Origin of the sequence: Rothia endophytica (assembly GCF_928381505.1) — a bacterium.
GTDB classification, from domain to species: domain Bacteria; phylum Actinomycetota; class Actinomycetes; order Actinomycetales; family Micrococcaceae; genus Rothia; species Rothia endophytica_A.
The window spans coordinates 205,755-224,327 of sequence record NZ_CAKMSJ010000003.1 but is presented as its reverse complement, the minus strand read 5'-3'; the positions used below and the strand labels follow the sequence as shown (position 1 = coordinate 224,327).

The following is an 18,573-nucleotide window of genomic DNA, read 5'->3' as shown; positions in this document are numbered from 1 at the left end:
TCCTTCTGTCTAAAAAGATGCTTGCTGCTAACGCACGCCGGCCATCTTCTTAACGATCCACTTATTCATGGCCCAGAGGACGGCACCGATAATGATGGTGACGACACCCAGGGTGGTGAAGTAAGCGACTTCGGTTTCCATGGTGTAGAAACGGCCCAACCAGCCCGCCAGAACGGTACCCAGCGAGACAGAAGTGAAGTAGAGCGCAACCATAGCCACGCGGTGCTTCTCGGGCGCCAGTTTGGTGGCCAGGGAGGTACCCACCGGTGAAATTGCCAGCTCGCCCATGGTGCAAATAAAGAGAATCAGCACAATCCACAGGAAGTTCACGTTGGTGTTCCCTGCCTGGGTTAGGAAGATCAGGAAGGCTAGACCAATCAAAATCAGGGCAAGCGAGAACTTGACCGGGGTGGTGGGCTGACGGTCACCCAACTTGGTCCACATGGCAGTAAAGACAGCGCCGAAGATCATGATGAAAACCGGATTAATGGAGTTCATAAATTCGGGGGTGAACTGTAGACCCATGATGTTCCAGTTGATACGGGATTCTGAGTAGATCGCTAGCACAGTGAACTGCTGCTGGAAGAGCGCCCAGAACGCTACGTTACCGATGAACATGGGAATGAAGGAGACCACCCGGGAATGCTCGTCCACTGTGGTGTGCTTTGAGGTCAGCAGGGTGTAGAAGAGTACCGCGGCGCTGATTGCAACAATGGTCATGACCCAGGTCGCCAGGTTGGCGGGGTTGATAAGACCGGTCATCACCAGGACGAGCACAGCTGCAATGATGAGTACAGCAAGACCGCCGTAGATCTTCTTCTCGCTGGCATTCATGGGCTCAGAGAGCTCGTGGACGCTGGCGGGTAGATTCTTGCGGGTCAGCGAGTACTGGATGAGGCCGATTGCCATACCTGCAGCCGCTAGACCGAAGGCGATGTGGAAGCCGTAGGACTCACGCAGAATACCGGTGAGCATGGGGCCGAAGAAGGCACCGATGTTTACACCGATATAGAAGATGGTGAAGCCACCGTCACGGCGGGGGTCGGTGCGGTCGTAGAGAGACCCTACCAGCACTGATGCGTTGGTTTTAAGACCGCCGGAGCCGATAGCAACAAGCACCAGACCGGCAATAACGCCAGCTGCGCCGGGTAGCACGGCGAGTGCCAGGTGACCTGCCATAATGGCGAAGGCTGAGTAAAAGAGGGTGCGTTCGGGCCCGAAGACACGGTCGCCTAAGAAGCCACCCACGACTGCCATGAGGTAGACCATGCCACCGTAGGCACCCATGACGCTGGCTGCTGATGCCTCGCTGAGGAGGCCCAGGCCGCCACGGTCAGCTTCCCAGTAGAGGTAGTAGAGCATGATGACCTGCATGCCGTAGAAGGAGAAACGCTCCCAAAGTTCTACGGAGAAGAGACTGGCAAGCATACGGGGGTGGCCGAAGAAGGTTTTGCCACTGGGATTGTGGGCGTCCTCCGGAGTAGGCCGCATTGCGGGGGTTGTCATAGTAGTACCTTGTGTGTAGATGTATTGCGCGGGAGACCGTGTATATAAATGCGGTCGGTAGGCTACCTTACTCTCTTAGCTTGGTTATTTACACTTCTGAATGAATATCTATGGGGTTGATGGAGGGTTTTTGAGTCGCTGTTAGGGAGGAAAAAAGGGGCTGCCCGGGAGATTGCTGTGATAAATACAATCTCTCGAACAGTCCCTTCGCAGCGGAGCGCTAGACGCTAGGCGATGACGCCGTCCACCAGCGCCTTAGCTTCCTTCTGAACCTGAGCCAGGTGCTTTGCACCCTTGAAGGATTCGGCGTAGATTTTGTAGACATCTTCGGTGCCTGAGGGGCGGGCCGCGAACCAGGCGTTCTCGGTGGTCACCTTCAAACCGCCAATGGAAGCACCGTTGCCGGGTGCCTCGGTCAGCTTGGCGGTGATAGCCTCGCCTGCTAGCTCCAAAGCGGTGACGTCCGCCGGTGAGAGCTTGCCTAGCTTGGCCTTCTGCTCGCGGGACGCCGCGGCGTCCACCCGGGCGTAGGCGGGCTCACCAAAGGACGCGGTCAGCTCAGCGTAACGCTGGGAGGGGGTCTTGCCGGTCACTGCGGTCATTTCGGATGCCAGCAGGGCCAAGATGATGCCGTCCTTATCGGTGGTCCAGACCTTGCCGTCGCGCATGAGGAAGGAGGCACCTGCGGATTCTTCGCCGCCAAAACCGATCGTGCCGGTGCTCAGGCCGTCTACAAAGTACTTGAAGCCCACGGGAACCTCAATGAGCTTGCGGCCCAAAGAATCAGCCACGCGGTCGATAATTGAGGAGGACACCAGGGTCTTGCCAATGCCAGCATCTGCTGCCCAACCGGTGCGGTTGCGGTAGAGGTAGTCAATGGCGGTTGCCAGGTAGTGGTTGGGGTTCATCAGCCCCTGATCGGGGGTGACGATGCCGTGGCGGTCTGAATCTGCGTCGTTGCCGGTGGCGATGTCGTACTTATCGCGGTTGGCAATCAGGGACGCCATGGCGTTGGGGGAGGAGCAGTCCATGCGGATTTTCTCGTCCCAATCCAGGGTCATGAAAGCCCACTGGGGGTCAACGGCGGGGTTAACCACGTCCATGTTGAGCTTGTACTGCTCGGCGATACGCTGCCAGTAGGCAACGGAAGCGCTGCCCATGGGGTCCGCGCCAATCTTCAGACCGGAGGAGGCAATGGCCTCCATGTCGATGACGTCGCCCAGCTCGTCAACGTAGGTACCCAGGTAGTCGTAGGTGCCGGTAGTCTCGGCTGCTGCAGCCTTTTCGAGGGGCAGGCGCGCGACGTCCTTGTTCCCACCTTCAAGCAGCTGGTTGGCGCGGTCGGCAATCCAGCCGGTCGCGTCAGAATCGGCGGGGCCACCGTGGGGAGGGTTGTACTTGAAACCGCCGTCAGCAGGGGGGTTGTGGCTGGGGGTAATCACAATGCCGTCAGCCTGCGCGGTGTTGGCGGGGTTGGCGTTGTGAACGATGATGGCGCGTGAGAGCGCGGGGGTGGGCACAAAACCTTCGTTGGCGTCCAGAAGAACGGTGATGTCATTAGCCGCCAGCACCTCTAAGGCGGTGTCCTGCGCCGGGCCTGAGAGTGCGTGGGTGTCCTTGCCCATAAACAGCGGCCCGGTGATACCCTGCCCCTTGCGGTACTCTGCAATTGCCTGCGAAATAGCTGCAATGTGGGCGTCGTTGAAGGAGCTCTTGAAAGAGCTACCTCGGTGGCCGGAGGTGCCGAATGCCACGCGCTGGGCGGGGTCGGTCATCTCTGGGGTGAGGTCGTAGTAGGCGCTGATCAGCGCATCGATATCAACAAGGTCTTGAGGGGTGGCAACTGTGCCGGCGCGGTTTGACATGCTTTAAGCCTATCCCGGTGGTGTGCATGAACCGCGTAGAACCGCCCGTGTGTAATCCTCATTGTGGACGCCGGTGAAGCTGGTGAACGTTAGAGAGCCTTCAGTGATGAGACGGTTTAAAACGTGTGACCCGGCTAGAACAATAGCCGGGTCACGCGACGCCGCGGGGAAGCGGCGAGAAGAACTCTAGCTGAGCTGAGTAGCGCGAATCAGCTTCTCATTGGTGAACTCGAGCAGACCCCACTGGGTCAGTTCGCGCCCGTAACCTGACTTGTTGATGCCGCCGAAGGGTAGATCTGCCTGGGTGACAACATGCTCGTTGACCAGCACCATGCCGGCTTCAATCCGATCTGCTACTTCAAGACCGTGATCCATATCAGCGGTCCACACGGATGCCTGCAGACCGTACTCGCTGGCGTTGGCGAACTTAATGGCTGCCGCCTCATCCTTGACTTTGTAGACCACCAGCGCTGGGCCGAAGAGTTCATTGCAGGAAAGGTCATCGTCAAAGTCAACGTCGGTCAGCAGTGCAGGGCTCATAAACCAGCCGGGGCGGTCCAGCTTCTTGCCGCCCACATGCAGGGTCGCTCCGTCCTTGACTGCCTGCTCGATGCGCTCAACGGCGTCATCGCGCGCTGACTCTGAGGATAGCGGGCCCATCTGGGTCTTGGGGTCATCGGCGTCGCCCACCACGAAGTTCTCAACAGCGGTCTTTGCGGCTTCAACGAACTCATCGTAAATGTCTTCAACCACGATGACGCGCTTGGGTGAGGTGCACACCTGACCAGCATTTGAAAAGCGCAGACCAGCAAGGGTTTCTGCCACCTTGCCAACGTTGTCAACGTCGGCCAGGACGATAGCGGGGTCGTTGCCACCAAGTTCCATCACGGACTTCTTGAGGTTCTGCGCCGCCAGCTCAGCAACCGCAGCGCCGGCACGTTCAGAGCCAGTGACCGATACGCCCTTCACGCGGAAATCCTTGAGGATGTGCTCGACGTCTTCGGTATTGAGGTAGAGGTTCTGGTAGGCACCCTTGGGCAGGTTTGCCTCTAACAATACTTCCTCAAAGACCGCCGATGAAACAGGGCAGATGGACGCCTGCTTCATCAGGACGGTGTTACCCACCAGTAGATTGGGGGCCGCGAAGCGTGCTAGCTGGTAGTAGGGGAAGTTCCAGGGCATGACGCCCAGGAGGACGCCCAGTGGGTCGTGGCGCACGAAGTTTACGGGTGCACCTTCGGCATCTAGAGGTGAATCTTCAAGGTGCGCTGGCCCCTCGGTGGCGTACCAGTTGAAAATATCCACCACGAGCTGGATCTCAGCCAGAGCTTCGGCGCGGGGCTTGCCCATTTCACGGCCGATGATTTCAGCAAGTTCTTCCTTGCGCGCATCGAAGCCCTTGGCGGCCGCAGCGAGTACCTTGGCGCGCTCCGCTACGGAGTTGGTTTTCCATGAAAGGTAGGCCTTGTGGGCAGTGTCGATGAGCCCGGGGATCTCGCTGGATGCGAGGGAATCAAAAGTCTTTTCGACCTTGCCAGTGTTGGCATTGGTCAGTGCGTAGGTGCTCATAGCAACCTCCTTTGAGTAAGCGCACGATATTTATAAGCGTGCTTTCTACTAACTCTAGCTGCGCAGCATGGCTCGTCAAAGGGGGTGGGCAGGAAAGCTCTGCGCTCACAGCGTAGAAGTGCGATTCGGAGGCGGTGATTTCGGTACTGGCTGAACCACTTGTGAGCCGCAGCCCACCCTGCCTATGCTGAAGCCAAGAAACATCTCAAGTAAAGGACTCAGCTATGAACGAAGACATCCCCCAGGTTACCGTCGACCAGATTCCCGAAGGCGCCAAAATTCTGGACGTCCGCGAGGACTACGAGTGGCAAGAAGGTCACATTGAAGGCGCCCAGCATATTCCCCTGGGCGAAGTGCCCGAGCGTTACGGTGATGTGCCGGCAGACGAAGATGTATACGTCATCTGCCGTGCCGGTGGCCGCTCACTGCGTGCCGCCGCCTACCTCAACCAGTACGGTTTTGACGCCATTAACGTCATTGGTGGCATGGGTGCATGGCAGGACGCCGAGATGCCCATGGTCTCCGAGAATGGTGAGACCCCGCAGGTGCGCTAAACGCTTCTGCCACTACAGCCGCCCCGGTGCCATCGGGGCGGCTTTTTGTTGCGTAGCTTTGTTGTATGGCGAAATATTTTAGGTAGTTACTTTAAACGCCGTTAGGCTAGTGGGCATGACTACACACCCTGATAACAACAATCCTTACGGTAACTACAACGGGCAGAACCCTGCACCCGGTCAGCCCAACGCCCAGCAGCCTTACGGTGCTAACCCTGAGCTGGTGAAGCAGCAGAAGGACGCTAAGACTTCTGGCATTCTGTCCATTGTCTTTGGCGCGGTAGCCTTCATTATTCTGCCCTTCCTATCAGTTGCTGGTCTGGTGGCTGGTATTCGCGGTCTGATGTTGTCGAATAAGCTGGCTGCTGCTGGCGTTCCCCAGAACTCTAAAGGCTTGAACCTCACCGGTGTCATTATCAGCTCAATTTCCACCGCCCTGTGGATTCTAGGCTTGGTCCTCCGCATCAGCGGGGTTGTTTAAGGTCCAACCCAAAACATTCTTGGAGGGGCACCTGAGGGGTGCCCCTTTTGTTTGCCAGCTATACTAAACCGGTGACTTCCCTGATCTGCCTGCCCCTGCCCTTTTGGGTGGAACCTAAAGATGCTTTTCCCCTGCTTGCAGGCAGTAACCCGTATGCTTTCTGGCTCGACTCTGCCCGCGATGAATCGCCCATGTCCCGCTACTCCTATCTAGGTGCTCCCCACAATGGGGGAGTGCTGCGCTACGAGTCTGCCGGAATGAATCAGCCGCAGGTTAGCGTTCTTGATAACGAGGGGGCGGCGGCTCGCACGCTACCCGGCACGATCTGGCAGGTGCTACCCCGGGTGCTGGCGGAGGCTCCTGCTATTACCGGCGCGGAGGGTCTCCCGCCGGATGCTCTGCCCGGTGGCTACGTAGGTTTCATGGGCTACGAGGCGCACGCTGATCTTGAACTCACTGACTTTCACCACCATCACCCGCACCGGCAGGCGACCACCCCCGATGCGCTCTGGATGCCCGCCACCCACTATCTTGCCTATGAGCACGTCAGCGGTAAGGCGTGGCTGGTGGGCCCGGATGCCTGGGTTCAGCAGACCGCCCGGCAGTTGGCAGAACTGGGTAAAGATACTGGCATCCAAAATATGCTAGATAGTGCATATATTCCTGTCATTCCTGACTTCCCCTTGCCTGACCGCGACGACTACCTTGCTAAGGTTCAAGAATCTCAGCGGGAAATCTTTGAGGGCAACAGCTATGAAGTCTGCCTGACCGCTGAAACTTCTTCTCGGGTGCAGCCTGCTCTGGATGAAGCTGACCTGCTGGCGCTCTACCTAGCCCAGCGCGCCAAGAATGCCGCCCCCTACGCTAGCTTTTTGCGCTGCGATGACTTCACGGTGCTCAGCTCTTCGCCCGAAAAGTTTCTCACCGTAACCGCCGGTGGGCAGGCGGAAAGTAAGCCCATCAAGGGTACTGTGCCCCGCGGTGCTACCCCTGAAGAGGACGCCGCGGCGTCCGCCTGGCTGGCGGCGGACCCCAAAACCCGGGCGGAAAACCTCATGATTGTTGATCTGCTCCGCAACGACCTTTCGTTGGTGTCCTACCCCGAGTCAGTACGCGTGCCGGTACTGATGGGGGTTGAAAGCTACTCGACCGTCCACCAGCTGGTCTCCACTATCACCGCTCAGTTGCGCCCCGGCGTCACCGCGGTAGGTGCAACTGCCGCCTGCTTCCCGGGCGGCTCCATGACCGGGGCGCCCAAAGCGTCCACCATGGCAATTATCGACCGGCTTGAGGGGCGCGCTCGCGGGGTCTACTCGGGCGCCCTGGGATATTTTGGGGCGGACGGCTCAGCGGCTCTTTCTATCGTCATTAGGACGCTGGTTGCCCACCGGGATGGCACCCTCACCCTGGCTGCCGGCGGAGCGATTGTGGCTGACTCAGACCCCGCTGCCGAATACGACGAGATGGTCACCAAGTTGCGCGCGGCCGTGCCCCGCCAAGCAGGTGAAGTAGCGGCATCCTAGCTGGGTTTCAGCCCCGGGCTATTTCTTTGCTACGTAGAGAGCCCCTGCAATCATAGGAATCTGCATGGGGAGGCGGCGCAGGCGCTTGGCGTCTGTATCAAATACCCCTGGAATATCAATGCCCTGGGTGTACTGATAAACATTGGCGGGGAAAACCGCCGCAAAGAGCGCGGCTGCACCAAGCCCGGATGCGCGTCGAGCGCCGGGTGCGGTCAGCAGGGTCAGGCCCAGGGCCAGCTCGGCCACGCCGGATGCATACACTGCGCCCTCGGGGCTGCCAGGTACCCAGGGCGGAACGATGGACGCGAAGGACTGCACGGCGTCCTTCTTGAAGTGCAGGGCGCCCATGAAGGTCAGGCCAGTGCCTAAGCCTAGACGAGTCAATTTCTGCCCGGTGGTTTCGGTGGGGTCTTTCTTAAAAGGATTCATGCTCACCATGCTACGCCCGCCGGTCTATCTGGTGACGTTCTTCTAGATTTCTGGGTTCTCTCAAAAAAACTTCTTGCCAAGCGCCCACCTCTGCCGTAGGTTAACTACATGAGTAACTAACCAACTAACTTGGCGACCGCTAAGTACCGATAAGGAGGTGCTCATGCTAGCGGGTGACAAACCCATCTTCCAGCAGATAGCCGACCACATCAGTGGCGAAATCTTAGCCGGAACCTACGCCGAAGAAACTCAGGTGCCCTCAACCAATGAGTTCGCGGCCTTCTACCGCATCAACCCGGCAACCGCCGGTAAAGGGGTCAACCTCTTGGTTGACCGGGGCATTCTCTACAAGAAGCGAGGCATTGGCATGTTCGTGGCCAGCGGAGCAGCAGAAATTTTACGCACCGAACGCAGGCAGCAGTTCGTCGAGGGGTTCGTAACCCCTCTAATCGAAGAGTCCCGCACCCTGGGGCTGGACCGCAGCGAAGTGCTGGCGGCAATTACAGCGGCCTTTGGAGGCAGTTCACCTACTCAAGGAGATGCATCATGAGCCCCATCGTGCGCACAGAAAACCTCAGCAAAACCTTTCGCGGCACCAAGGCCCTAGACGGTATCAGCCTAGAACTTGAAGAGGGGCTGATTTACGGCCTTGTGGGCAGGAATGGCGCAGGTAAAACCACCCTGCTGACCTCCCTGACCGGGCAAACCCTGCCAGATGCCGCGTCCACCATCGAGCTCTTTGGTGAGGCACCCAGCCGAGCCAACCTTGCCCGCACCCACCTGGCACGCACCGGGCAGACATACCCCGACGACGCCAGCGTCCACCAGGTGCTTCGAATGGGGCGCATCGCCTACCGCAATTGGGATCAATCCCTGGCACTTTCCCTGCTCATGGATTTTCGGGTTCCGCTGACGGCCCGCGCTCGCAGGCTCTCGGACGGGCAAAAATCAGCGCTGGGGATCGCGGTTGCGCTAGCCAGCAGGGCTGAACTGACCCTCATGGACGAGCCCTACACCGGCCTGGACCCGGTCGCCCGCGGCATCTTCTATGACCGCATACTTCAAGACTTCAGTGCTAACCCGCGCACCTTCGTGATTTCAACCCACCTGATTGATGAAATCGCACCCCTGCTGAACCGCGTGATTCTGCTGGACGAAGGCAGGGTAGTTTTCACCGGCGACGCTGAGGACGCCGTCTACACCGCACACGAAATCGCTGGCAGCCAGGACGCCGTTTCGGTCTACCTAGCTAAAGCCAGCCTAGAGGGAGCTGTGGTGAGAGAGCGCTCTATCGGTGCGCTGCGCAGCGCCGTCCTTGCTGCCCCGTTGACCGATGAATGCCATCATCTGGCTGCGGAGTTGGGCGTGAACGTCCAGCCCGTTGCCCTACAAGATACGGTTGCCGCCCACAGCGGCGCAGCCTCCACCCATCGCACCACAGGAGGTGCCCAATGACCACCACCGATTCTTCCTGGGCAGAAGATACCGGCTTGCACCCCGTGGTGCCCGCCGCAGAAAAGAAGCCAGCCCGCTCCACAAAGCGCGAGGGCTCAGGGCATGGCGCTCGCACCGTAAGCCGCATGATACGGGTTAGCTACCTGAGCTCCCCTTTGGCTCTGCTGCTACCGGTTGCAGTGGGGCTGATAGTGGCGGGTTTGGGGGGTATCTCTATGGTGACCAACGGTGTGGATTACGGGGTAGTAGCGCGACCCCTGGAACGCTCCGGGGCAACCCTCTTGCTGATGGGTGTGCTCTTTGCGGTACTCATGTTCTTCACTGTATCCAGAGGCGCATCGGCAATCATGAGCTTGGGCGTTAGCCGGTCTGCTTACTGGAACGGCATGGTGCTTACCACCCTGATCACCGCCCTCAAACAGGGTGCCATTATCTCGGTGCTAGTTGTAGTGGAGGTACTCACCTACGGCTGGGGCATTCTCTGGGGTATTTTCAGTAGCCCCTTCCTGATTCCAGCCATGCGCGATAGTTACGGCTGGGCAACGGGCTTACCTCTGCTAGCATCCGGTCTTCTTAACTGGGTATTTTGGATCTTCCTTGCCCAGCTCATGGGAGCTCTGCTTGGCGCTCTCACTCACCGCTTTGGCACTTCGCTCAAGGGGGTACTGATTTTGGCGCTTACGGTGGTGGCGTGCTGGTATTTCGTTACGGCTATTTTATTCCTTTTCCCGAGCATGGGAATTAGCGACATGATGCGTATCTACCCCGTAAGCTGGGATGCCAACGGAAAACCTGAATACTTACGCTACATTAGGTTTGAACCGGGCTTCTGGCCAGGGCTAGCCACTATGCCTTATTTAGGTTTTATCCCTTTCACGGTGGGGCAACACCTGCTCGGAGTCGTACTTGCCTACCTCGCAGGGCTGCTTGTTTGGCGCCGCACGTCCCTGCGCTAGCAAGGTAAAAAGAGTGAAATGGGGTGCACAGCTGACCGGCTGGGCACCCCTTTCATCTACTAGACTGGGGAGCATGACTAACCTCTCTGACACCCCCACCATTGAAGAAGCCCGCGAGCGTCTGCGCCAACTCATCTCTGAACTAGCTGTTGTGCGCGGCAAGGTGACCCTGGCATCCGGCAAAGAAGCCGACTACTACGTCGATCTGCGCCGTATCACCCTGCACCACGAGGCATCCCGCCTGGTTGGTCAGGTCATGCTCGACCTCATTGACTCAGCCGGCATCGAGTTTGATGCTGCCGGCGGTCTGACCATGGGCGCTGACCCCGTCGGGCACGCCATCATGCGCACCGCAGGTGACAATGACCGCGCCATCGACACCTTCGTAGTGCGTAAGGCTCAGAAGTCCTACGGCATGGGCCGTCAGGTTGAAGGCCCCAGCGTGGTTGGACGCCGCGTCGTTGCTGTTGAGGACACCTCCACCACCGGTGGCTCCGCCCTGACCGCTGTTGAAGCCCTGCGTAACGCAGGTGCCGAGGTCGTGGCTGTTGCCGTCATCGTTGACCGTGCAACCGGCGCTAAGGAGCACATCGAAGAGGTTGCCGGCGTGCCCTGCCTCTACGCCTACTCCAAGAGCGACCTGGGCCTAGACTAAGGTACTTATTCCGTAGCGGATGAGAAGACGCGGGTGTGCGCCCGCGCCAGCAGACCCTCTCACGGGTTCGCTGGCGCTCACGCGTGATTCATGCCAGCCCCACCAGCTGGCTGTGGGCGCACACCCGCGTCTTTGAGCGCTCCACCCAGGTTCAAAACAAGCAGTAGATAGTGAATGTATGCATAACGAACACGCAGCAGAAGTAACCACCACTGACGGTGTAGCAGAGGATGCCCGCGAGGTCGGCGTCGGCCCCTGGGAAGGCGAGTGGCCCGAGGGCGACCACTGGGACGAGGAACTACTGCGTGAGGGCGACCGCCGCAACGTCCTGGACCACTACCGCTACTGGAGCATGGACGCCATCATCGCGGACCTTGACACCCGCCGCCACAACTTTCATGTGGCGATTGAGAACTGGCAGCACGATTTGAACATCGGCACCGTAGTGCGCACCGCCAACGCTTTTCTAGCCAAAGAAGTGCACATCATCGGTAAGAAGCGCTGGAACCGCCGCGGCGCTATGGTTACCGACCGCTACCAGCACGTGCGCCACCACCCCACGGTAGAGGATTTCGTGGAATGGGCGCGGGCTGAGGGCCTGGCAATTATCGGTATCGACATCTTCCCGGACTCCAAGCAGCTAGAAACCTACGACCTGCCCAAGGACTGCGTGCTGGTCTTCGGCCAGGAAGGCCCCGGTTTGTCAGAGGATATTCACGCTGCCGCCGAAGCCACTCTGTCCATTGAGCAGTACGGCTCCACCCGCTCCATGAACGCGGCAACTGCCGCCGGCATCGCCATGCACGCCTGGATCCGCCGTCACGAGTTCGGTCAGAAGGTCAACTAGATTTTCGTGCAGAGTGGCGCTTCCTGCCAGTGAGTGACAGAAAACGCCATTCACTGGTAGGAAGTGCCACTTTTGCCCTAGCGGCTACTGGCAAGCAGTTCAGCCCTCTGAGCGGGTGTACTCTTGGCAGATAGAGACCTGCACCTGTGCACGAAAGGACGCCCGCAATGAGCCAACCTGGCAGCCCACCTTCCCCTACCAAAGGTAGCGGGGCGCCCGCGTCCTTACCGGCTCACACCAGCCCCAAGAAACTGCTGACCGCCCTACTCGTGCCTCTTTTCATGGCGCTCATGGCGGTGTCCGTGGTCAACGTGGCACTCACGCCTATCGGCTCATCACTGGGGGCAAGCTCTAGCCAAACCCAGTGGGTGGTATCAGGCTATGCGCTTTCCTTCGCCGTACCCCTGGTTGCCGCCGGACGCCTGGGCGACGCTACTGGCCGCCGCCGCATGTTCATGCTCGGTCTTATCCTCTTCACGCTGGGCTCCTTGCTCAGTGGGCTGGCCCCCTCCATTGAGTTTCTGATTGCTGCCCGCGTTCTGCAGGGCCTCGGTTCTGGCTTCATCAACCCGCAAACCACCGGCATCATTCAGCAGAACTTCACAGGGCAAACCCGCGCCCGCGCTTACGGAATGTTTGGCTCAGTGGTGGCGCTCGCAGTGATTGTGGGCCCGGTGATGGGTGGTTTCCTTATCCAAATTTTTGGTGAGTCGCTGGGCTGGCGCATGATGTTCCTTATTAACGTGCCTATTGGCCTGCTGGGTCTGGTTCTGGGTTTGCGGTGGATACCTCGAGACCGCATCGCTCCCTCACCTGGCACCAAGCGTCTGGACCTAGACCCCGTGGGTATGGTTACTCTCGCCTTGGCTGTTTTTACCCTTCTTTTGCCTTTCGTGCAGCGCAGCGATAACCCGGCTTTCTGGGCTTTCCTGCCGGTAGGTTTGGCTCTTCTTGTATTCTTCGTGATCTGGGAGGGGCGTTACAAGAAAGCTGGGCACCCACCCATGCTGGACATGGATCTCATCACGCAACCTGCCTTCCGTAACGGCATCATGATTGTCTCCCTCTATTTCTTGGGTAACACCAGCGTTTGGCTGATCATACCTATCTACGTGCAGGGGCACCTGGGTCAGAGCGCCCTGATGGCTGCCATGATTGGGGTGCCCTCAGCGCTGGTGTCAGCCTTTGTTGCCCCCTGGGCAGGACGCCGCGTGCTAGGTGCCGGGCGCCGCATGGTGATGGTGGGTTTCTGCTTTTCTTTGCTGGCAATCCTTGGCACCATTGCGCTCATAACCCCGGTAGAAAACGGCACACTACCGGTCTGGGCACTCGCGGTGCCTCTGCTTCTTCTGGGTATCGGTGGCGGCTTGACTATCTCACCTAATCAAACCCTGACCCTCAAGTCGGTGCCGCCGCGAGTCAGCGGTGTTGCAGGGGGCGTGCTTTCCTTGGGGCAACGTATGGGCACTGCGGTGGGTACTGCCCTGATTCCTTCCATCCTTTACGCGCTGACCGAGGCCGGGTTCCACTGGAATGTGGGTATCATTGCAGCCTTTTCGGCGATCGTGCTGACCCTTAGCAGCGGCCTGGCTTTCACTATTGCTGACCGCAGGCGCGAGGTGCGCGAGACGGCGTCCGCCTAGCCCTAGATACGCTCAACCTGGGGCTCTGCTGATGACTGCCCCGTGCTGCTGCGTCCACCCATGTCATACAAATGTGAGACATGCTTCATAAAAGGCTTCATCCAGTAGAGTGGAGTGACTACCCGCACAAGCGCGGGCTAGGAGCTACACACACAACGAAGTGAGGTCTATATGTCAAAACCCCACGTCACGGGCGATCACCTGCAAAAGTACAGCGCGGCGCCCACCCAGGCGATTTCTCAGATTCACCAGTCTCGCGGTTCTCAGGCCCCAGAGGTTGAGCAGGGTGAACGCAAGAAACGCCTCATTGGTTTCATCGGTGGCCTAGCTGCCGCGCTTTTGGTCTACTTCATCATGCCCGGCGATGTGCCTGATGCTGCCCGCCTCACTGCGGCAACTGCTGTGCTCATGGGTGGCTGGTGGATGACCGAAGCGATCCCGATTCCTGCCACAGCCCTCCTGCCGCTGGTGATTTTCCCGGTCCTTAACAGCGAAGTTAAGATCAATGACATCGGCGCCAGCTACGGCAACAGCATCATCTTCCTTTTTATGGGCGGCTTCCTGCTGGCTCTTGCGATGCAGCGCTGGAACCTGCACCGCCGCATCGCCCTGCTGACCCTCAAAGTCATGGGCACCAACCCCTCCATGATGGTTGCGGGTTTCATGGTGGCCACCGGTTTCCTCTCGATGTGGGTATCGAACACCGCCACCGCGGTCATGATGATCCCCATCGGTGTCTCCGTGCTCATGCTGATTGCCCAGGCAACCGGTGGCAAGAACATTCAGATTGAGGACGGCGCCGCCCCTGACAGCGATGAGGTCAAGAACGCCGTCATTGAGTCCAACTTCGGCACTGCACTCATGTTGGGTATTGCTTACGCGGCGTCCATCGGTTCGCTGGGCACCCTGATTGGCACCCCTCCCAACACCCTGCTGGCAGGCTACATGGCGGACGCCCATGGGGTGACCATCGGCTTTGGCCAGTGGATGATCGTGGGCATGCCCATCGCCATCGTGGTTCTTTTCTTCTGCTGGTTCCTGCTGACCAAGGTACTGTTCAAGCCTGAAATTGATGAGATTCCCGGCGGTAAAAAGCTGATTGCCACCGAGTACCAGAAGCTAGGGAGCATGGGCTCCGGCGAAGCGCAGGTGCTGGTAATTTTCATTCTTGCGGCTCTTGCCTGGATCTTTGTGCCCATCATCTGGTCTGATGCACCCCCGATCACGGACGCCGGTATCGCTGTGGCCGTGGGTCTACTGCTCTTTGCCCTGCCTGCCGGTGGCAGCGCTAATAAGGGTGTTCGTCTAATTGACTGGGAAACCGCCACCAAGCTCCCCTGGGGCGTCCTGCTGCTCTTCGGCGGCGGTCTGGCGCTCTCAGGTCAGTTCACTAGCTCCGGGCTGACCGAATGGATTGGTAGCACGGTTGCCGGTCTGGGCGCCCTGCCCATTCTGCTGATTGTGGCTCTGGTAGCTACCGGCGTCCTCTTCCTCACCGAGCTGACCTCCAACACGGCTACCGCGGCGACCTTCCTGCCCGTGGCTGGCGGTATCGCCCTGGGCATGGGCTATGACCCCATGCTGCTGGCAATCCCCGTGGCACTGGCTGCAACCTGCGCCTTCATGCTGCCGGTGGCAACCCCGCCCAACGCTATTGCTTACGGCTCGGGCTACGTCACCATCGGTCAGATGATCAAGGGCGGTCTGTGGCTGAATATCTTCTGTATCTTCGCCATTACCGCGACCACCATGAGCCTGGCTGTCTGGGTCTTCGGTCTCTAGCCTTTTAGGTTCCGGTGAGGACGCCGCCGCGCACCTTCCCTGCTTCTAGCAGTCGGGTGCACGGCGGCGTCCTTGTGTATATCAAGAAGGAAGGTGAGCTGAGGGTAAGAGGCATCCACGTAAACCCATAAAAACCAACATGTAAGCTTTCTCAGCTGAGAAAAACTGGGCTTGAGGTGCATCAGACCTTATGGTTTTCATGGTTTTAAGTGGGTTTATGACCGAAATTTGTGTGGGAAACCTACCTTAAGAGCGCTCACCCTTGGTAAACTGAGAAGCAGGCAAGTGCCCCTGCCCGGTTAGCCCGGCAGCGCTGGTACTAACTCGACCAACAGGCAGCCAACCGGGCCGCCCAACCGACAACCAAGGAGTCAGCATGCCTATTGCAACCCCGGAAGTCTATGCAGAAATGCTTGAAAACGCGAAGACCAAGGGTTTCGCGTACCCAGCAATCAACGTCACCTCATCACAGACCCTCAACGCAGCCATCGCAGGTTTCGCTGAGGCAGGTTCAGACGGCATCATTCAGGCATCAACCGGTGGCGCAGCATACTGGTCAGGCTCAACCAAGAAGAACATGGTTGTTGGCTCACTGGCTTTCGCTGCCTACGCCCGCGAGGTCGCTAAGCAGTACGACGTCAACATCGCTCTGCACACCGACCACTGCCCCCAGGACAAGCTGGATGGCTTCGTTCTGCCCCTGCTCGAAGAGTCAGAGAAGGCTGTAGCTCGCGGCGAAGACCCCATCTTCAACTCACACATGTGGGACGGCTCAGCGATCTCCCTGGAAGAGAACCTTGAAATCGCTCAGCAGCTGATCGCTCGCACCGCTAAGAATCACCAGGTTCTTGAGGTCGAGATTGGTGCTGTTGGGGGCGAAGAAGACGGCGTTGAAGGCGCTATCGATGACTCCCTCTACACCACTGTTGAGGACGCCATCAAGACCGTTGAGGCTATCGGCCTGGGCGAGAAGGGCACCTACATGGCTGCTCTAACCTTCGGTAATGTTCACGGTGTCTACAAGCCCGGTAACGTGCACCTGCGCCCCGAGCTGCTCAAGGAAATCCAGACCGAGGTCGGCGCTAAGTACGGCAAGGACAAGCCTTTCTACCTGGTCTTCCACGGTGGTTCAGGCTCAACCGAGCAGGAAATCGCAGACGCAGTTTCATACGGTGTTATCAAGATGAACATCGACACCGACACCCAGTACGCCTACACCCGCCCCGTTGCTGGCCACATGTTCAGCAACTACGACGGTGTGCTGAAGGTTGACGGCGAAGTTGGCAATAAGAAGCTCTACGATCCCCGCGTATGGGGTGCAGCAGCTGAAGCTGGCATGACCGCTCGCGTGGTAGAAGCAGCTCAGCAGCTGGGCTCAGCAGGTACTTCAGTGAAGTAGTCCCTAGCTGGCTAGTTTTACAGGCGCGGCGCGTCCTTCTTTCGGGGAGGGCGCGCCGCGCTTTTTGTGTGCGTGGATTCGGCCCGGCGTCCTGGTGGTTCCTGCTTGCGATGTAACCCAAAACTTCACGGGCGTGAAGTAAGAACATGCTGGTGAAGTTTATGGTTACATCGGACGGAAGGCAGCGTGCCTGGCTAGCGCGTAGACTGTGCTGTAGAAGAAGACCCCCACACGAGGAGACCTCCATGTCACTTGCCGGTAAGAATCTGCTGGACGGCCCTGCCCCCACCTACCTGCCCGAAGAAACCGAGCTGCTGGCGCGCGTCCAGGCCGGCGATATTGGCGAAGATTTAGCTAAGGCTTTCCCCAAGTCCCCACTGGCTTGGGCCACCCTGGCTGAAGAAACCTGGGCGGAGGGGCGCGTGCTTGAGGCTTACGCTTATGCGCGGATTGGCTACCATCGCGGTTTGGACGCCCTGCGCGGCAACGGTTGGAAGGGGCACGGGCCTATCCCCGTGAGCCATGAACCTAACCGAGGTTTCCTCAAAGCCCTGCTGTTGCTGGGCCAGGCTGCTGCCGCAATCGGTGAGGCTGATGAGGCGGAGCGCATCGAAAAATTCCTGAATGATTCAGACCCTGCGGCTAAGGCTGAACTGAGCTAGTTTACCCAGGTTTTGTTGCCCGGGCTCTTCGCTCCTCTAGGTGGGGGAGCCCGGGTGCTTGCATGTAATATGGATTACGCCCCAGTTTTCAATGGCGAAGCAAAGGAAGTAACCATGCGCATCGGCGTACCCCGCGAAATCAAGCCCCAAGAACAGCGAGTGGGGCTGACCCCCGACGGTGTCTATGCACTCACCCAGGCTGGTCACCAGGTCTTTATTGAAAAGGACGCCGGTGTTGGCGCTGGCTTCACCAATGAAGAATATGAGGGTGCCGGTGCGCAGCTGGTGAGCCAGAGCGAGGCCTGGGAGCAGGCCGAACTGCTGGTCAAGGTCAAAGAACCCATTGAATCTGAGTATGAGTACCTGCGCGAAGATCTTACCCTTTTCACCTACCTGCACCTAGCTGCAGATAAGCCCCTGACGGAGGCTCTTCTGGCGGCTAAGACTCGCGGTATTGCTTATGAAACCGTGCGTACCGGCCGGGCTCTACCCCTGCTGTTGCCTATGAGCGAGGTTGCGGGGCGTCTTGCGGCCCAGGTTGGTGCTCAGTACCTGCTCTCAACGGAGGGCGGTAGCGGTACCCTGCTGGGCGGTGTGCCCGGTGTCGCGCCTGCCCGCGCCGTGGTGTTGGGCGGTGGCAATGTGGGTACCCAGGCGGCAAAACTTCTGGTGGGTCTGGGTGCTGAGGTCACGATTCTTGAGGGTTACGGGCCGCGGGTGCGCGAACTGGCTGACCTCTTTGGCACATCAGCGCGGGTTCTGACCTCAACCCCAGCCAATATCGAGCGGGAAATTGTGGGGGCGGACGTGGTGGTCGGCTCCATCCTGGTACCCGGTGCTAAGGCACCCAAGGTGGTGCGTCGTGAGCACCTGAAGCAGATGAAACCCGGTGCACTCCTGATTGATGTGGCGATTGACCAGGGCGGATGCTTTGAAACCTCCAAACCCACTACCTATGCTGACCCCATTTTTGAGGTAGACGGCATCAGGCACTACTGCGTAGCCAACATGCCCGGAGCTGTACCGCGCACCTCAACCTTGGCGCTGACAGACGCTACCCTGCCCTACGTACTCAAGCTGGCAGATGGAGTGGACGCCGCCCTAGGAACTAACCCCGATTTGGCACTGGGGCTCAATACGGATGCGGGCAAGATCGTCTTTGACGGTGTGGCAAAAGCCTTCCCTGACCTAGCGAGCTAGGTGCCGGGCGTCGGCCCCTGCCGTGCTGCTGTTATCCACGTCTGCGC

General features: G+C 58.9%; 18 protein-coding genes. 14 read left to right on the top strand and 4 right to left on the bottom strand.

Annotation, left to right across the window (positions count from 1 at the left end; genetic code table 11):
- Positions 1-27 precede the first annotated feature (27 nt).
- The 3 genes from L6990_RS04960 to L6990_RS04950 form a co-directional block, all read right to left on the bottom strand.
- The gene (locus L6990_RS04960; RefSeq protein WP_237202964.1) at positions 28-1,506 is read right to left on the bottom strand and encodes a peptide MFS transporter; all 1,479 of its coding nucleotides are present in this window, start codon (positions 1,504-1,506) and stop codon (positions 28-30) included.
- Between the two features lie 227 nt (positions 1,507-1,733).
- Complete coding sequence (gene pgm, locus L6990_RS04955; protein WP_237202963.1) at positions 1,734-3,371, bottom strand: phosphoglucomutase (alpha-D-glucose-1,6-bisphosphate-dependent); 1,638 nt, start codon at positions 3,369-3,371, stop codon at positions 1,734-1,736.
- 186 nt (positions 3,372-3,557) lie between these two features.
- Entirely contained in the window at positions 3,558-4,940 is a 1,383-nt protein-coding gene (locus tag L6990_RS04950) for an NAD-dependent succinate-semialdehyde dehydrogenase (protein WP_237202962.1), read from the bottom strand.
- Positions 4,941-5,164: 224 nt separating this feature from the next.
- On the opposite strand from L6990_RS04950, the gene L6990_RS04945 reads away from it, so the two are divergent.
- The 3 genes from L6990_RS04945 (at position 5,165) to L6990_RS04935 (ending at position 7,498) form a co-directional block, all read left to right on the top strand.
- Positions 5,165-5,494 (top strand): rhodanese-like domain-containing protein, encoded by a 330-nt coding sequence (locus tag L6990_RS04945; RefSeq protein ID WP_237202961.1) that lies wholly within the window; start codon positions 5,165-5,167, stop codon positions 5,492-5,494.
- 115 nt (positions 5,495-5,609) lie between these two features.
- Positions 5,610-5,975 (top strand): DUF4190 domain-containing protein, encoded by a 366-nt coding sequence (locus L6990_RS04940; protein ID WP_237202960.1) that lies wholly within the window; start codon positions 5,610-5,612, stop codon positions 5,973-5,975.
- A gap of 71 nt (positions 5,976-6,046) precedes the next feature.
- On the top strand, positions 6,047-7,498 hold the full coding sequence (locus L6990_RS04935) for an anthranilate synthase component I family protein (protein WP_237202959.1): 1,452 nt from the start codon (positions 6,047-6,049) through the stop codon (positions 7,496-7,498).
- Between the two features lie 18 nt (positions 7,499-7,516).
- Here the strand turns inward: L6990_RS04935 and L6990_RS04930 are convergent, their stop codons facing one another.
- Entirely contained in the window at positions 7,517-7,927 is a 411-nt protein-coding gene (locus L6990_RS04930) for a DoxX family protein (RefSeq protein ID WP_237202958.1), read from the bottom strand.
- A gap of 163 nt (positions 7,928-8,090) precedes the next feature.
- On the opposite strand from L6990_RS04930, the gene L6990_RS04925 reads away from it, so the two are divergent.
- The 11 genes from L6990_RS04925 to ald all read left to right on the top strand — a co-directional run bounded on the left by L6990_RS04925 (position 8,091) and on the right by ald (position 18,526).
- Positions 8,091-8,477 carry a GntR family transcriptional regulator gene (locus tag L6990_RS04925; protein ID WP_237202957.1) on the top strand — a complete coding sequence of 129 codons (387 nt, stop codon included), beginning with the start codon at positions 8,091-8,093 and terminating at the stop codon, positions 8,475-8,477.
- A complete protein-coding gene (locus L6990_RS04920) occupies positions 8,474-9,382 on the top strand; it encodes an ATP-binding cassette domain-containing protein (protein WP_237202956.1) in 909 nt (302 codons plus the stop codon). The genes L6990_RS04925 and L6990_RS04920 overlap by 4 nt, the downstream gene beginning before the upstream one ends.
- Positions 9,379-10,338, top strand: coding sequence for a hypothetical protein (locus L6990_RS04915; RefSeq protein ID WP_237202955.1), 960 nt, complete (start codon positions 9,379-9,381; stop codon positions 10,336-10,338). The genes L6990_RS04920 and L6990_RS04915 overlap by 4 nt, the downstream gene beginning before the upstream one ends.
- A 73-nt stretch (positions 10,339-10,411) precedes the next feature.
- On the top strand, positions 10,412-10,993 hold the full coding sequence (gene pyrE / locus L6990_RS04910; protein WP_237202954.1) for an orotate phosphoribosyltransferase: 582 nt from the start codon (positions 10,412-10,414) through the stop codon (positions 10,991-10,993).
- A gap of 35 nt (positions 10,994-11,028) precedes the next feature.
- On the top strand, positions 11,029-11,160 hold the full coding sequence (locus L6990_RS11900; protein WP_272879265.1) for a hypothetical protein: 132 nt from the start codon (positions 11,029-11,031) through the stop codon (positions 11,158-11,160).
- Between the two features lie 11 nt (positions 11,161-11,171).
- The gene (locus tag L6990_RS04905; RefSeq protein ID WP_237202953.1) at positions 11,172-11,840 is read left to right on the top strand and encodes a TrmH family RNA methyltransferase; all 669 of its coding nucleotides are present in this window, start codon (positions 11,172-11,174) and stop codon (positions 11,838-11,840) included.
- Between the two features lie 167 nt (positions 11,841-12,007).
- Positions 12,008-13,483, top strand: coding sequence for an MFS transporter (locus L6990_RS04900; protein ID WP_237202952.1), 1,476 nt, complete (start codon positions 12,008-12,010; stop codon positions 13,481-13,483).
- A 171-nt stretch (positions 13,484-13,654) separates the two neighbouring features.
- A complete protein-coding gene (locus L6990_RS04895; RefSeq protein ID WP_237202951.1) occupies positions 13,655-15,265 on the top strand; it encodes an SLC13 family permease in 1,611 nt (536 codons plus the stop codon).
- 376 nt (positions 15,266-15,641) lie between these two features.
- Entirely contained in the window at positions 15,642-16,664 is a 1,023-nt protein-coding gene (gene fbaA, locus L6990_RS04890; RefSeq protein ID WP_237202950.1) for a class II fructose-bisphosphate aldolase, read from the top strand.
- 245 nt (positions 16,665-16,909) lie between these two features.
- Positions 16,910-17,326, top strand: coding sequence for a DUF3151 domain-containing protein (locus L6990_RS04885; RefSeq protein WP_237202949.1), 417 nt, complete (start codon positions 16,910-16,912; stop codon positions 17,324-17,326).
- Positions 17,327-17,440: 114 nt separating this feature from the next.
- Positions 17,441-18,526, top strand: coding sequence for an alanine dehydrogenase (gene ald / locus L6990_RS04880; protein ID WP_237202948.1), 1,086 nt, complete (start codon positions 17,441-17,443; stop codon positions 18,524-18,526).
- Positions 18,527-18,573 lie beyond the last annotated feature (47 nt).

Bases quoted from the DNA above. Each gene is read 5' to 3' on its own strand.
- L6990_RS04945 (WP_237202961.1), top strand. From the start codon at position 5,165: ATGAACGAAGACATCCCCCAGGTTACCGTCGACCAGATTCCCGAAGGC.
- L6990_RS04960 (WP_237202964.1), bottom strand. From the start codon at position 1,506: ATGACAACCCCCGCAATGCGGCCTACTCCGGAGGACGCCCACAATCCC.
- pgm (WP_237202963.1), bottom strand. From the start codon at position 3,371: ATGTCAAACCGCGCCGGCACAGTTGCCACCCCTCAAGACCTTGTTGAT.
- ald (WP_237202948.1), top strand. From the start codon at position 17,441: ATGCGCATCGGCGTACCCCGCGAAATCAAGCCCCAAGAACAGCGAGTG.
- L6990_RS04885 (WP_237202949.1), top strand. From the start codon at position 16,910: ATGTCACTTGCCGGTAAGAATCTGCTGGACGGCCCTGCCCCCACCTAC.
- L6990_RS04925 (WP_237202957.1), top strand. From the start codon at position 8,091: ATGCTAGCGGGTGACAAACCCATCTTCCAGCAGATAGCCGACCACATC.
- L6990_RS04920 (WP_237202956.1), top strand. From the start codon at position 8,474: ATGAGCCCCATCGTGCGCACAGAAAACCTCAGCAAAACCTTTCGCGGC.
- L6990_RS04950 (WP_237202962.1), bottom strand. From the start codon at position 4,940: ATGAGCACCTACGCACTGACCAATGCCAACACTGGCAAGGTCGAAAAG.
- L6990_RS04930 (WP_237202958.1), bottom strand. From the start codon at position 7,927: ATGAATCCTTTTAAGAAAGACCCCACCGAAACCACCGGGCAGAAATTG.
- fbaA (WP_237202950.1), top strand. From the start codon at position 15,642: ATGCCTATTGCAACCCCGGAAGTCTATGCAGAAATGCTTGAAAACGCG.
- L6990_RS04915 (WP_237202955.1), top strand. From the start codon at position 9,379: ATGACCACCACCGATTCTTCCTGGGCAGAAGATACCGGCTTGCACCCC.
- L6990_RS04905 (WP_237202953.1), top strand. From the start codon at position 11,172: ATGCATAACGAACACGCAGCAGAAGTAACCACCACTGACGGTGTAGCA.
- pyrE (WP_237202954.1), top strand. From the start codon at position 10,412: ATGACTAACCTCTCTGACACCCCCACCATTGAAGAAGCCCGCGAGCGT.
- L6990_RS04900 (WP_237202952.1), top strand. From the start codon at position 12,008: ATGAGCCAACCTGGCAGCCCACCTTCCCCTACCAAAGGTAGCGGGGCG.
- L6990_RS04895 (WP_237202951.1), top strand. From the start codon at position 13,655: ATGTCAAAACCCCACGTCACGGGCGATCACCTGCAAAAGTACAGCGCG.
- L6990_RS04940 (WP_237202960.1), top strand. From the start codon at position 5,610: ATGACTACACACCCTGATAACAACAATCCTTACGGTAACTACAACGGG.